This is a genomic window from Roseovarius sp. EL26 (assembly GCF_900327775.1).
GTDB lineage: Bacteria > Pseudomonadota > Alphaproteobacteria > Rhodobacterales > Rhodobacteraceae > Roseovarius.
The window spans coordinates 1,285,138-1,299,281 of the sequence record NZ_OUMZ01000007.1 but is presented as its reverse complement, the minus strand read 5'-3'; the positions used below and the strand labels follow the sequence as shown (position 1 = coordinate 1,299,281).

General features: G+C 54.4%; 13 protein-coding genes. 6 read left to right on the top strand and 7 right to left on the bottom strand.

Annotated elements, in window-relative coordinates:
* Positions 1 to 16: 16 nt before the first annotated feature.
* Positions 17 to 511: a luciferase family protein gene (locus tag D9A02_RS14265; protein WP_120501585.1), complete on the bottom strand. Its 495-nt coding sequence runs from the start codon at positions 509 to 511 to the stop codon at positions 17 to 19.
* 83 nt (positions 512 to 594) lie between these two features.
* Between D9A02_RS14265 and D9A02_RS14260 the strand changes: the two genes are divergently transcribed.
* The gene (locus D9A02_RS14260; RefSeq protein WP_120501584.1) at positions 595 to 1,479 is read left to right on the top strand and encodes a LysR family transcriptional regulator; all 885 of its coding nucleotides are present in this window, start codon (positions 595 to 597) and stop codon (positions 1,477 to 1,479) included.
* 372 nt (positions 1,480 to 1,851) lie between these two features.
* On the opposite strand, the gene D9A02_RS19260 is transcribed toward D9A02_RS14260, so the two are convergent.
* The 3 genes from D9A02_RS19260 to D9A02_RS14240 all read right to left on the bottom strand — a co-directional run bounded on the left by D9A02_RS19260 (position 1,852) and on the right by D9A02_RS14240 (position 4,383).
* Positions 1,852 to 2,088 carry an MATE family efflux transporter gene (locus D9A02_RS19260; protein ID WP_162933079.1) on the bottom strand — a complete coding sequence of 79 codons (237 nt, stop codon included), beginning with the start codon at positions 2,086 to 2,088 and terminating at the stop codon, positions 1,852 to 1,854.
* A gap of 226 nt (positions 2,089 to 2,314) precedes the next feature.
* A complete protein-coding gene (locus D9A02_RS14245; protein ID WP_120501581.1) occupies positions 2,315 to 2,962 on the bottom strand; it encodes a response regulator transcription factor in 648 nt (215 codons plus the stop codon).
* Positions 2,959 to 4,383 carry a cache domain-containing protein gene (locus D9A02_RS14240; protein WP_120501580.1) on the bottom strand — a complete coding sequence of 475 codons (1,425 nt, stop codon included), beginning with the start codon at positions 4,381 to 4,383 and terminating at the stop codon, positions 2,959 to 2,961. The genes D9A02_RS14245 and D9A02_RS14240 overlap by 4 nt, the downstream gene beginning before the upstream one ends.
* Before the next feature lie 198 nt (positions 4,384 to 4,581).
* Between D9A02_RS14240 and D9A02_RS14235 the strand changes: the two genes are divergently transcribed.
* The 3 genes from D9A02_RS14235 to D9A02_RS14225 all read left to right on the top strand — a co-directional run bounded on the left by D9A02_RS14235 (position 4,582) and on the right by D9A02_RS14225 (position 9,023).
* Positions 4,582 to 5,664: a TRAP transporter substrate-binding protein gene (locus tag D9A02_RS14235; protein ID WP_120501579.1), complete on the top strand. Its 1,083-nt coding sequence runs from the start codon at positions 4,582 to 4,584 to the stop codon at positions 5,662 to 5,664.
* Between the two features lie 96 nt (positions 5,665 to 5,760).
* The gene (locus D9A02_RS14230) at positions 5,761 to 6,651 is read left to right on the top strand and encodes a TRAP transporter small permease subunit (protein ID WP_120502547.1); all 891 of its coding nucleotides are present in this window, start codon (positions 5,761 to 5,763) and stop codon (positions 6,649 to 6,651) included.
* A 17-nt stretch (positions 6,652 to 6,668) separates the two neighbouring features.
* Positions 6,669 to 9,023 (top strand): TRAP transporter large permease subunit, encoded by a 2,355-nt coding sequence (locus D9A02_RS14225; RefSeq protein WP_120501578.1) that lies wholly within the window; start codon positions 6,669 to 6,671, stop codon positions 9,021 to 9,023.
* A 26-nt stretch (positions 9,024 to 9,049) separates the two neighbouring features.
* Here the strand turns inward: D9A02_RS14225 and D9A02_RS14220 are convergent, their stop codons facing one another.
* The 3 genes from D9A02_RS14220 to D9A02_RS14210 all read right to left on the bottom strand — a co-directional run bounded on the left by D9A02_RS14220 (position 9,050) and on the right by D9A02_RS14210 (position 10,899).
* Positions 9,050 to 9,895, bottom strand: coding sequence for an arginyltransferase (locus D9A02_RS14220; RefSeq protein ID WP_120501577.1), 846 nt, complete (start codon positions 9,893 to 9,895; stop codon positions 9,050 to 9,052).
* A gap of 79 nt (positions 9,896 to 9,974) precedes the next feature.
* Positions 9,975 to 10,424: an RDD family protein gene (locus tag D9A02_RS14215; RefSeq protein ID WP_120501576.1), complete on the bottom strand. Its 450-nt coding sequence runs from the start codon at positions 10,422 to 10,424 to the stop codon at positions 9,975 to 9,977.
* A 55-nt stretch (positions 10,425 to 10,479) separates the two neighbouring features.
* A complete protein-coding gene (locus D9A02_RS14210) occupies positions 10,480 to 10,899 on the bottom strand; it encodes a DUF2852 domain-containing protein (RefSeq protein ID WP_120501575.1) in 420 nt (139 codons plus the stop codon).
* 135 nt (positions 10,900 to 11,034) lie between these two features.
* Here D9A02_RS14210 and D9A02_RS14205 point away from each other — a divergent pair, with 135 nt between their 5' ends.
* Complete coding sequence (locus D9A02_RS14205) at positions 11,035 to 13,839, top strand: glutamine-synthetase adenylyltransferase (protein WP_120501574.1); 2,805 nt, start codon at positions 11,035 to 11,037, stop codon at positions 13,837 to 13,839.
* Positions 13,829 to 14,098, top strand: coding sequence for a hypothetical protein (locus tag D9A02_RS14200; protein WP_120501573.1), 270 nt, complete (start codon positions 13,829 to 13,831; stop codon positions 14,096 to 14,098). The genes D9A02_RS14205 and D9A02_RS14200 overlap by 11 nt, the downstream gene beginning before the upstream one ends.
* Positions 14,099 to 14,144: the final 46 nt, after the last annotated feature.

Sequence of the window (14,144 nt, the reverse complement as noted above, 5' to 3'; positions counted from 1 at the left end):
TGTCTTTTCCTTTCCGTTAGTTCGGCGAATGCGCCGCAATGTCTTTGCCGGTGGCATAGTCGTAAGATCGGGTAATGATGGTTTTGACGATCTCCTGCTCTTGCGCGTCACGAGGTGAGAACACCATCACCAGCCCGACAGGCCGATGACCGCTCAGAACCAGCGTGTGATGTTCGCCAAATCCGCTTTCAATAACGGCAAGCGCATCATCATGCTCCAGTTTCAGGTGCATACTTCCGTTGTCGGGATACGGGTGAATATGTGCAAATTCCCGGCCAATCATAAAAGCTTCGGCGTTGCACGATGTGCCGTCACACAGCACCATGGCGCGCGCGCCGGGCACAGAGATTTGGCTGTGATGATTTTCTATATCGGGCAAGCCAAAGGCCCAATCACGCAATTGGTCGATGGTCTCATCAGGACCATGCTGATTCAGCTGTGAATGTGGAATACCGTGCGAGGTGTCCGGTTTGGCCCCCACCCGTTTGGGAAGGTTCAGAATATTGCTCATGACATTTCTCCAACTTGGTGTTTGTCAGAGATAGATTGAAGTTTAGCGCAAAGTAATTCACAGTGTCAGCAAGGAGAGCTTGCATGAATGCACAGACACTGGATTGGAGTGATATCCCCTATGTGCTTGCCGTCTGCGAAGCCGGCAGCCTGTCCGGTGCTGCACGTCAATTGGGGGTCAACCATTCGACGGTGTTTCGCAGGATCGAAGGGGTGGAAACTCGGTTAGGCGTTACCCTGTTCGAACGGTTAAGCCACGGCTACATCATGACCGCCGCGGGCGAGCACTTCTTTCGAAATGCGCTTCAATTGCGCGACGGCATGAATATCATCCAACGGGAACTGGGTGGCCAGGACCTGCGATTGGCCGGTGCGTTGACAGTGACGACAACAGATTCACTGCTCCACTGTCTGGCGCCAGTGTTTTCGGCATTCCAAAATGAATATCCTGACATTGAGTTGCGGCTTCTGTCGGGTACACGTCTGCTTGATTTGATGCAGCGGGACGCGGATATAGCCCTACGCCCCACGAACAAACCGCCGGAACACTGGATTGGACGGAACCTGTCACCGCTCGCCTATGCGGTTTACGCACAAAAAGCCTATCTGGAGGCTTTGCAGGATCAGCCCGTAACCGAGCAGCGGTGGATTCGCCTGAACGACAACCTCAACCAATCCCCGATGAGCCAGATAACGCTCGAACACAAGCCGGACGGCGCAGGTGTGACATTGTGCGATTCATTGATGGGGGTCTTTGATCTAGTGCGCTTTGGTCTCGGGTTTGGGGCATTGCCGTGCTATCTGGGCGAGACTTGCCATGATCTGGTGCGTGTGCATGACCCTGATGAGCGGTTTAACTCAGATCTATGGATGCTCGCACATCCCGATATTCGCCGAAGTGCTCGTGTCCACGCATTCTTTGAGTTTGCAACCAAGAACATTCGGAGCGCCGGATTTCGGCTCCACTAAAGCTCTACTGAATTTACCGAATACAACGACCGCTCACCACATGCAGGCGATACTGCAACGGACAGGAAAACGGCATGAACGGATTCTCGCCGGGATGTTTGATCGTCCGAAAACTTAATCACACAGCGATTGCAGCAAAGAAGATGCCTCCAACTGTCTGGCCGACTAAGACGCCATGCGCACCCATCCACCCCGTGATCACAATCACAAATGGCCAGGTGCCAAGCGTATGACGGCCCCAATTGATCCAGCTTGAGTAGGTTGGATGGCCTAGGTTGTTGAAAGACGCGTTTGAGACATAGATCGCGCCGTAAAGAAATTGGCCAGTGCCAGCGGTCCGCAAAACCAGAACAGCAACACCCGCGCATCACCCTATGCATAGAACATATCCGCCAATGGCACACGCAGAAGACAGAGCAGCAGTGTCGCAAGGCAGGCATAGGCGGTCAGGAACTTTAGTCCGTCAATGTAGCTCTTGCGCAACCGGTCCATGCTGGATGCCCCGAAGTTTTGCCCTATGATTGGGTCAATGGCGCCGGACGGTGCAGAACGGTGGAAAAGGTGACAAGTAGCCTCGCTGACCAGATGACCGGACGCGCCTCTCTGCACCAGCAGTCGCCGCTGTCAGGCAGTATATTCTGAGCACTTGCAATTCAGACTAAAGTGATTGCGCCGAAGCCATTTTGGTTGGCATCATACCGGCTTGAGTAACCAGTTTCGGGCGAGTTTTCCTTTTCTTTTTGCCTATATAGCAGACATTGGCCGCATCGCAGAAAATCGGCGCAATGGGCTCACTGCCGACATCCGTTAAAAATAGTCAGTTTAGGACCTGTCTCTAAAACTTTGCCCCGGTACCCTGCAATACGCCATGTTCCATGGCGTAGCGGGTGAGACCGGCGGTGGAGCTGATGCCGAGTTTGCGTTTGATGTTTTTGCGGTGGGTCTCAACGGTGCGGATCGAGATATCGAGGTCCTGCGCCACGTCTTTGTTGGATTTGCCCTGCGCCAGTTGCAGCAAGATGGTTTGTTCGCGGTTGGTGAGTTGCTCGCGGTCGGGTTGATTGGCGGGATTCAGAGACCCTTGTGCACCGGTGCATAGATATTGCTGTCCGGCCATCACCGCCTGAATGGCCTGTTTGATCTTTTCTGTCGGCACATCCTTGAGCACGTAGCCCACAGCACCGTGGTTGAGGGCTGACGAGATGTATTCAGGGCTGTCATGCATTGAGAGGATCAGAATGCGGGTTTCGGGGCGGCGTTCCAGAATGATTTCGGTAGCTGACAGCCCCCCGATGCCGGGCATGTTGAGATCCATCAAGATAACGTCAGGGGTCAGCACCTCGACCTGATCGATGACTTCCTGCCCGTTTGACAGGGTGCCAATCACATTAATTTGCGGATCATTTTCGAGGATGAACTGGATGCCTTCGGCCACCATCGGGTGGTCATCGACGATCAGAACACGGATGGCGGCGGATGTCATGCGGCGGTCCTCTTTTGCTCTGCGCTGCTTTTCTCTGGGGGTAACATATGGCTCAGGGGGACAGTGGCTTCAATCTTTGTACCATTGGGGTCTGAGCGGATGATCAGCGTTCCATTCAATTGCTCTAATCGTTCCTGCATATTGCGCAGGCCAAGCCCGCTGGAGGGGGTGGAGGGCGCATCATCATTAATGCCGCATCCATTATCGTGGATTTTGAGCGTGGCACCATGGCTGTGACCGCGCACATCGATGGAGACGCAGGTGGCACCAGAATGGCGTTCCACATTGGTCATCGCCTCTTGGGCAACACGGTAGAGGGCTATCTTGGCCTCGTCATCCAGACGGTTACGAAAGACAACGGTTTCGAACTCAGTCTCGATCCCGGTGCGCTTGCCAAAATCATCCGTTAGCGCCTTGAGGGCGGGGCCTAGACCAAGATCATCAAGCACGCCGGGGCGCAAGTCGCGGCTGATGCGGCGGACCTCTTGGATGGCACCCCCAAGGTGATCAAGGCCGCGATCCAGCATATCGCCAGCGGCGGGGTCCTCGTTGGCAAAGCGGCGTTTGGCGGCCTCGAGCGTGTAACGCACGCCGACAAGGATTTGACTGATGCCATCGTGCAGTTCGCGGGCGACGCGACCGCGTTCTTCCTCTTGCGCATCAAAAACCCGTTGAGTCAGCTTTTTGAGCTTGGCATCAGCAAGGCGGCGTTCGCGGATGTTGATGAATAGCCCCGAAGTGAAAACCAGCGCCAAGGCGGCCAAGGTGATGCCGCCTATATAGAGGAAGGTACGGCGCACACGGGCCTCAACTCCGGCGCGGGCGGCGTTCACGGTGGCCACAACATCATCGATGAATACGCCAGTGCCCACGGCCCAGCGCCAATCCTGCAGGCCGATGACATAGCTGACCATGCGGGCATTTTTCCCAGTGCTTGGCTTGGTCCATTCATAGCTGTGGTATCCGCCGCCTGAACGGGCAATGCGGATCAGTTCTTGCGTGATCGGGATATGATTGGCGTCTTTCAGATCCATCCAGTTGCTGCCAATCAGGTCAGTTTGGCGTGGGCTGACAAGGTTGGTGCCATCATAGTCATAGACAAAAAAGTAGCCGTCTTGGCCGTAAAGCGTGGCCGACAGGATTTGACTGACCTCCAGCATGGCCTGATCATCATCCGGCGCGGCGCGACCGTAGATATTGATGAAAGAGGTGCGGGCGATGGAGAGGTAGTTTTTAAGTTCAGCCCGTTTGGCGGCAATCAGTTGTTGTTCGAGTGCGCTGATCTCCCGCTCAGCCAATTGGCGCGATTGCAATGTGACCAGCACAGAAATCACCACCGCCGCCAGCAAGAACGGCAGTGTGGCGATTAGAAACAGCTTTTGGCCGTAGTTCAGCCAAGGGCGATCGGAGAGCAAACGCATGGGGATTCGATAAGGCCAATGGGCTGGAATTCCCAGAAAAATACGAGGGTCTGGTGATATTTTATGACCAAACCGAGGTTTTCTACGCAGTAGTCGGTATTTTCAAATGATTGTGAGCGGGCTACGGTTTGGGCACGAAAAGATCCGCGTGCGGGATTTATAACCTGTACGCACATAACGACTTGGGAGGAGACCTAAATGGATCGTCGTTCTTTTTTGACAAAAACAGCATTGGGTGGCACGGCAGCGGCTGCATCAACACTGGCCGCACCGGCTTATGCGCAGGGTAAGCGCACGTTGACAATGGTCACCAGCTGGGGCCGTGGCCTTGCTGGCGTGTTTGATGCGGCGCAAAAATGTGCTGACAACATTAACGCCATCACCGATGGCTCGCTGACCGTTGAAATCAAAGCCGCAGGCGAGTTGGTTGGCGCGTTTGAAGTGTTTGACGCTGTGACCTCGGGTCAGGCGGATATGTATCACGCAGCTGACTATTATTTCGTGAACCAGCATCCGGGCTTTGCCTTCTTTACTGGCGTGCCATTTGGCATGACCGCGACCGAACTGAACAACTGGTATTACCACGGCAATGGTCAGGCCATGCATGACAAGCTGGGTGAAATCTTTGGTTTGAAATCCTTCCTTGGTGGCAACACTGGTACACAGGCCGGTGGCTGGTTCTTGAATGAAATCAAAGGTCCAGAAGATTTCAACGGTCTGGCGTTCCGTATGCCGGGTCTGGGTGGTAAGGCCCTTGGCCACATGGGCGCATCTGTTCAGAACATTCCGGGCGCAGAAGTGTATACCTCACTGGCGAACGGATCCATTCAGGGCACCGAATGGATCGGTCCTTGGGCGGATGAAAAGGCTGGCTTCCAGGAAATCACCAAGTTCTACTACACTGCCGGTTTCCACGAGCCAGCAGCCGGTCTGTCTTTGGCGACCAATCTGGAAGTCTTTGAGAGCCTGACACCTGCACAGCAATCGGCGATCGAGGTTTCCGCAGGTCAGGCCAATGTCTGGAACCTGAGCCAATTCCTGATGAACAACGGTGCCGCTCTTGAGCGCCTGCGCGCTGGTGGCGTGAATGTTCTGGAATTCCCTGACAGCGTTTGGGATGCGATGGGTGCAGCGTCACAGAAAGTCTATGACGAATTCATGGGCGACGAGTTGTTCAAGGAAATCTATGATGACTATGTCACTTCGATGAAAGCTTCGTCAGGCTGGTTGACCAACTCTGTTGGTGCATACCGCGCACAGCGTGACCGGGTTCTGGGTTAATCCATATCGGTTTTAAATTTGGCAGGTCCCGATGTCCGGGGCCTGCTGACCAACAACAGATCAAAAAGATCTGAAAGATAATACGCGGGGAAGATGATGCTGGACGCACTTGTCTGGTTTTTCCAGAATATAGGACTGGCTTTTTACAACTTTGGCTATGCGGTCTCGCATCCGGGGACTTGGCTGGATTGGTCCAACAAAGAATCGATTATGCGCTTTGTCTACTACGGCGGTTCGGTCGAGTTTTTCTTTGTTGTTTTTACAACCTTTTTGGTGGTGACGGCCATCGGGTTTTGGAAAAACGCCTTCATGTGGGGCTGCGTTCGGGTGCTGGAAGGCTTTGCCAACACGGTGGGCCGGTTCTTTGCTTGGGCTGGTCTGTTGATGGTTCTGCAGCAGATCATTATCGTCTTCATGCAGCGTATTTTTGCGCGACCTGACATCATATTCGGCTTTGGTGTGCCGTTTCAAAAAGACATCAGTTGGTGGGCTGAAGAGCTGAAGTTCTACAACGCCATGGTGGTGGCGCTGTGTTGCACTTACACGTTTGTTCAAGGCGGACATGTTCGGGTGGATCTGTTTTATGCCGCTGTGAAATTCCGCACTAAGAAACTGATCGATATGATCGGTAGCCTGCTGTTCATGATGCCGATGGCGGTGATCATGTGGATGTATGGTTGGTATTTTATGTGGCGTCACCTGATCACGCCAAAACCATCGGCCAGTGACACGTTGGAGCGCCTTTTGCTTAAATCGCGTGCCGTGCGCTGGAATGTTGAGACCATCGGCTTTAGCCCAAATGGGTTTAACGGGTATTTCCTGTTCAAAATCTTGCTGCTGGCATTCTGCGGGATGGTCTTTTTACAAGCAATCGCGTTTTTCTACCGCTCTTATCTGGAACGAAAAGAGGGTCAGGAAAGCGAAGGAAAATATCTTGACCGCGACACGTTGGGCGCGGGTGAAGAAGCCTATGAGGGCACCCACTAAGGGGACGGGGAAGAGTAATGCTATTTGGACTTGATGGCGTCGAAATCGGCCTGATCATTGTATTCCTGTGCCTGTTTGGGGGCATTTTGTCGGGCTTTCCGGTGGCCTTTGCCATTGGTGGGGCTGGGATCATCTCATTCGGGATCATCGCATCGCTGGATTCAGCTGGTCTGCTGATCCACCAAGCGATTGACACGTCAAGCGAGGGGTATAATGCGCTTATCGCCTCGGGTGTGAATGCAGAAAGCATATCAGTGTTTCGATACCCGGATTTAGCTCGCATCGCAGAACCTGTGTTTGTACAGGGCTGGGAAGTGGCGATGAACCGCAATGTATCGTTCATCGTCAACCGGGTGAACGAACGGGTGCTGGCGGGACAGTCGATTGAGACCTTGCTGGCTGTTTTGATGTTCATTTTGATGGGCATTACGTTGGAGCGATCCAAAATTGCCAATGATCTGCTGACCACGATGGCGCGGGTTTTTGGGCCTTTGCCCGGAGGTCTGGCGGTATCTGTTGTGGTTGTGGGTGCGTTTTTGGCGGCCTCAACCGGCATCGTTGGTGCCACGGTCGTGACCATGGGTTTACTAAGCCTGCCAACTATGTTGCGGCACAACTATAGTCCTGAGATCGCGACTGGTGTGATCGCGGCTTCGGGCACGTTGGGGCAAATCATTCCACCATCTATTGTGATCGTACTGTTGGGCACACTTGCCGGAGATCTCTATTCAGTCGCGCAGGAAAACCGTGCCATTGAGGCGGGATGTACCGACGCACTGACCTATTTGGGAGAACCGGCAGTAGTGTCTGTGGGGGCACTTTTCCAGGCGGCTTTGCTGCCAGGGATCATGTTGGCGATGCTCTATGGATTGTACGCTTTTGGCTATGCGTTGATGAACCCATCCAAGGCCCCTGCGGTGCAGATGGAAACAACAAGTACTGAGGTGATCACACGTGGTGAATCCTTCACATGGTTCTTGGGCTTGCCTTTGGCACTGATCATCGGGACCGTTGTGTTGGGGCAGATGAATGTGATCGGTTCGCAAGATCTGACGGTTGGTAGCTACTCTGCGCAAGGGCAGACGGCCAGCCTGCGCACTAATGTCGGTGAACAATGTCAGGCGTCGATGATTGAGCTGCATGGACAGGAGTCCTGGGATGCGGCGATTGCTGAGAAAGAGGCGATTGCGGCTGCCGGTGGTGTACAGCAAAGCGTGGCCTTGTCCGACGAAGAGGTCACTGCAGCCGTAGCCGCGAAAGAGGCGGCTGCCGCCCCCATCGGAACCGGCGTCGCGATCCTGTTTGTGCTGCTGTCACTGATCTTAGTCGTGGCACGTGGAGTGAAGCCTTCTGCCAGCCCTGTACCGTTATTGATTGGCGGGATTGGGGTCATTTTGGGCCTGATGGTTGATATCTTGTTGATTGCGCCGTCGACCAGCCCCGGATTGACCGTAGTGATTTTGGCCATTCCGCTTGCCGTGGCATTGTACGGTTGTAGCCATGCAGCAGGGCGTTTGGCGCAGAATGAGTTGATCCGCGTGGTGTTTCCACCGCTGATTTTGATCATTGCCGTGCTAGGATCGATCCTTGGTGGCATCACCAATCCGACGCCGGCAGCGGCGCTTGGGGCAGGTGGGGCGATCATGCTAGCGGCCTATCGCAAACTGCAAGATCAGGAGCGCTCGGGCAAGGTGATCATCTGGTCCACGTTTGCGATCATTTTGTCGGTTTTGATTGGTGTTAATTTTGACCTACGGATCAATGGCACCAACGTCAGTGTTGAGACCTGGATGGCCTTCTTTGTGGCGTATGGTGCGTATCTCTATGCTGCCTTTGGATTGCTGTATTCTTGCTGGGTTTTGTATTCCGGCGGGGTGATGACCCCGGTGGTGCGTGAAACCGCCAAGGTGACCTCGATGGTGTTTACCATCTTGATCGGGTCGCAGTTGCTCAATCTGGTGGTGATCAGTTTTGGTGGCGAACATTATATCCAGCAGTTCCTGAAAAGCTTTGACAGTGAATTGCAGGTCTTCCTGATCGTGATGCTGGTGCTGTTCTTTCTGGGCTTCGTGTTGGATTTTCTTGAAATTATCTACATCGTCATCCCCATCGTCGGTCCGGTGATTTATGGTGGTACGTTTGACCCCAAATGGGTGACGATCATGATCGCGGTAAACCTGCAGACCTCGTTTCTGACGCCGCCGTTTGGTTTTGCGTTGTTCTATCTGCGGGGGGTCGCGCCCAAAGAGGTCACAACGGGCCATATCTATCGTGGGGTGTTTCCATTTGTCCTGATCCAGGTGGTTGGACTGGGGATCTTGTGGTTTTTCCCATCGATCGTCACGATTGTGCCTGCTCTGATCGGAAATTGACCCTAAAGACTACCTAGGGGCCTGAATTAACTTTTTGGCCCCGTATTGGATTGTGGACGCAAAGGGGTGCCATCGGGCAGGGAGATATTGGCAACCTGTTCTATGATGGAATCATTTGAGATTGGGTGACTGCGAGAATCGTGTTCGGCCGGATCTGTCATTTCTTGCCATTCCCCGTCTGCAAAAACCTCAAGCCCTGAAAAACTGGCCTTGTAGCCCATTTTGGGGCTGCCGGGCACCCAATAACCCAGATAGACGTAAGGCAGGCCTGCCTCCTGTGCGATGGCGATGTGATCAAGGATCACATAAGTGCCCAGTGACTGGCGGGTTTTGTCAGGCTGGTAGAAGGAATAAACCATACTGACCCCGTCTTCGATGACATCAGTCAGGCAAACGGCGATCAAATCGTCAGTATCGCGGTCTGTGTATTCGACAACACGGGTGCGAATGGGAGTTTCTTCGACCATGGCCGCAAATTCAAAGGCGTCCATGTCAGCCATGCCACCTTCAGCGTGGCGATCCTCCAAATAATTGCGAAAAAGGTCGTATTGATCTTCGGTGGCCCAAGGAGAGGTGGCTTTGCGTTTGAGATGTTTGTTGCGGTTGAGAGTTTTCTTTTGTCCGCGTGTGATTGCGAATTTTCCGACATCAATTCGCGCCGACAAGCAGGCTGCGCAATCGGCACAGGATGGGCGGTAAAGGACATTTTGCGAGCGGCGAAAGCCTTGTTTTGAAAGTGTATCATTCAGCTTTTGGGCGCTTTCACCCTGCAGCGCCGTGAACAATTTTCGCTCCATCCGCCCTTCTAGGTAGGGGCAGGGTTGCGGAGCCGTCACATAAAACTGGGGCGCTATCGGGAGTGTGTGGCGCATATCACCTTCGAAACAATCTGTTGTTACGATAGCAACGAAGTTGAGATGCGCCAAGAGTACATGTTTGCCCAAAGTGCAATCAGGAGCGCGCGCGCCGATTTAATGCCACTGTACCAAGGAAATGATCGGTCAGGCCCTGTGCCCGGGCTGTGGTCAACATCAGTACGATGGAAACCACCTGCAGCAGAAAGAACGCGATCGATACGGAATAGCCGAGCGTATGCAGAAATGCCATCTGTAGGGTAAAAGGCTGCCCATCGGAGGTTCTGAACTCAATCGCGGTTAACCGCATGCCCCATGTTGCGGATTGATTGGCGAGTGTGATTACTCGGTAGGCAAAGCCCACAATCAGCATCAGAAAGGGAAAGAAGAACAAGCCTGTAAAGGCCGTGAACGGAACGATCAGTAAGCAGATCAGGATTATGACGAGCATATCGGCAAGCCAGGCAACCAGACGTTTTGTCGGAATATCCTGATAAAATTCGGCTTGATAATCCGGATCAGGAAGAGAGGAATAAGCGTGCATCATACCACTTTAGATAAGAGGGGTGGGCGTGGCCCGCAAGGTGCGGGCCAGATCTGGTTTAGGCTTCATCAGCTTGAGATTTTGCGGTTTTCTCTCGCTCATTCATGAATTGGTCGAACTCAACTTTATCGCGGGCATCGCGCAGACGCTGCATGAAGTTTTCAAAGTTCTGTTGCTCATCTTCGAGACGTCGCAAGGTGTCTTCGCGGTACGCATCAAAGGCAGAGTTGCCACTGCTACGATGGCTTGTTGAGCGGTTTTTAAAGGAACATCCGTTTTGGCGTGACGATGTGCAAATCATTTTCTTTCCCCATATCATATAAGCCAGAAGTGCAAGGCCCAAGGGCCAGAACAGAATGAAGGCCAGTACAGTGGCGACAATCCAGGCGGCTTTGCCCTTGCTGTCCAGCCATTGCTCTGCCCGCGAAAGCCAACCGGCCGGATGAGGGGCGGGTGTGATGTGGCTGGCGCTGGTCATTTGAGATCCTTTCGGTGTGTGTCGCAATGTGAATGTCTTTCACATTAATGAAATGGGGGCATATCGAATTTGTGCAAGGGTCAATGTAAATTATTTTTACATTGACCGCTTTGACCACGTCGGTATCACGGGGATATGGATTTTATTTCGCGTATGACACGGTGCTCGGATGTTTACGATGCTGAGCAGGGGCAGGAATTGCAGGACTTGTTTGGCGGGCTGCCCATCGAAGCCCGGCAATTGCTGGCGGGCGCTGGGGGATGCAGCCCCTATCTTAAAATGTTGGCCACACAGGAAGCTGCATGGTTGTCCGGGGCTTTGGATCATCCTGAGATGGCGATCCAACAGCTATTCACACACTTGCCACAGGTTGCTCCGGATCAACTGGCGAAAGAGCTGCGCGTGGCAAAACGCCGAGTTGCCTTGCTGACGGGATTGGCTGATCTGGCGGGGGTCTGGCCGTTAGAAACGGTCACGCAGGTCCTGACAGATTTTGCTGACACCGCTGTCCATCTGGCAATGCGGGCAGAGGTTGGCGCGGAAGTGCGGCGCAAGAAGTTGCCTGAGATTACCGAGGATGATCTGGAGCAGGCGGGTGGTATGGTCGCCCTAGCGATGGGAAAGATGGGCGCTGGGGAGCTGAATTACAGCTCTGACATTGACCTGATTTGCCTGTTCGATGAAACCCGGTTTTCGACGGATGCCTATCAAGAGGCGCGTAGTTCGTTGATCCGGGCGACCCGCCGGATGGCAGCGATGCTGAATGACCGAACGTCAGATGGATACGTCTTTCGTACCGATCTACGCCTGAGGCCCGATCCGGCAGTCACACCTGTCTGTATGGCCATGGCGGGGGCTGAAGCTTATTATGAAAGCCTTGGGCGCACATGGGAGCGCGCGGCTTATATCAAAGCACGGCCTTGCGCCGGGGATGTTGAGGCTGGCGAAGGGTTTTTAGCGCGGCTAAAACCATTTGTCTGGCGCAAGCATCTGGATTTTGCCGCCATTGAAGACGCGCATAACATGCGTTTGCGCATTCGCGAGCATAAGGGGCTGGGCGGACGGCTGGATCTGTTTGGGCACAACATGAAGCTGGGGCGCGGTGGTATCCGCGAGATCGAATTTTTCACCCAGACCCGGCAACTTATTTCGGGGGGGCGTGACCGGGACTTGCGTGTGCGGGGCACGGTCGAAGGTCTGGGGAAACTGGTCGAAAAAGGCTGGGTGCCGCAAGAGGCTGCTGAAGTTCTGGTGCGCCACTATCGATCGCACCGCGAGGTTGAGCATCGCTTGCAGATGCTGCGGGACGCCCAGACCCATAATCTGCCAACGTCAGATGAGGAGTTTGACCGACTGGCCGCCTTTATGGGCCGTGATCGTGTCGACCTAGAACACGATTTGCGCGATAATCTGACCGAAGTGCACGATCTGATCGAGGGATTTTTTGCCCCCGATGAAACCGAGATCGTCCCGGATAACTATCACGCCGCACTTGATAGCGAGATTATTGCTCGTTGGCCTAGCTATCCTGCCTTGCGCTCAAACCGCGCCTTGGAGATCTTTCGCAGACTACGCCCCGATATCCTGTCTAAGCTTGCCAGAAGCAGCCACCCGCATGAGGCTTTGCTGGCGTTTGATGGCTTTCTGGCCGGTTTGCCCGCTGGTGTTCAGGTGTTTTCGATGTTTGAGGCCAATCCGCATCTGGTGGATTTGTTGGTCGATATTGCAGGCACGTCTTCATCACTGGCCACGCACCTTTCGCGCAATGCCAGTGTGTTTGAGGCGGTGATCGCTGGGGCGTTTTTTGCGCCTTGGCCGGGGTGTGCAGCGTTGGAGCAGGAATTATCTGGTGCATTGGCGCAGCAGGACGATTACGAGCGCAAGCTGGACACCGCCCGTCGCTGGACCAAAGAGTGGCATTTCAGGATCGGCGTGCATCTGTTGCGTGGGGTGATCGATGCCGACGCTGCCGGGCAGCAATATGCCGATCTGGCGGGCGCGGTGATTGCGGCGCTTTGGCCCATAGTGGTTGATCAATTTGCGCAAAAACATGGCCAACCACCGGGACAGGGTGCTGCGATCATCGGGATGGGCTCATTGGGGGCAGGGTTGCTCAATGCGCGTTCGGATCTGGATCTGATCGTGGTCTATGAGGCTGACGGGGTGGAAGCCTCGGACGGACGTCGCCCCTTGGCGACCCGGCAGTATTACGCGCGATTGACACAGGCGATGATCACCGCCCTGAGCGTGCCGATGTCTGAGGGCCGGCTTTATGAGGTGGATATGCGGCTCAGGCCTTCGGGCAATCAGGGGCCAGTGGCCACCGCTTGGGCAGCTTATCAGGCCTATCAGCGCAATGAGGCCTGGGTTTGGGAACATCTGGCTCTGACACGGGCGCGCGCTATCGCGGGGCAGGCTGCGTTGATGGAGGAGTTTGAGGTGTTCCGGGTTGAATTTTTGGCCCAGAAGCTACGTACGCGCGTGCAAATCTGCGCGCAAGTTGCTGAAATGCGTGACCGCATTGCCAGTGCCAAAACCCCGGCAGGGCCTTGGGATGCCAAGCTTGGAGCCGGGCGTTTGCAGGACATCGAGCTGATTGCACAGTCCGCAACGCTAATGGCGGGGGGGGGCGGGCGTACGACTACGGATGGATTACAATACGGTGTCGCTTGTGGTTGGCTGAGTGACGCGGATAGCGCAGCATTAAGTCGGGCACATGGGCTTTGCTGGCAACTGCATCAGGCCGCGCGTTTGCTGGGGGAGAAACCCCTTGAGGCGGAAAAGATTGGCCAAGGTGGATCGGAGTTTGTATTGCGCGATACAGGGTATCAGACGTTGGCAGAGCTGGCTGAGGCGTTGGCCGAATGTTCTGCGCTGGCAGCTGTGGTGATCGATAGAGTGTTGAGAGTGCCACAAGAGGATAGCGCGCATGAAGGGTGATCCGCTGGACCGCAAAGGGTTGATGCAGGAATCTTATCGCATTGAAGGCATTACAGCTGGTGAATGCCGCTCGATCTTTCTGGATTGGGCTTTGTCATTGCCGGATGGGGCGGACATGGCCGCGTCCATCACAAGCACGCTGGAGCAGTATCAGGGCGAACACCCTGATCATCCAATGACGCAGGTGCTAACAGAAGGCTTGCAAAAGGCGGAAAAACCACGGCGTCGCGGTGGTTGGCGGTCGCGGTCGCGCGACTGAATCACGTTCGGTTTTCTATGGATTTGCGATGTAATCTAATCTTTCG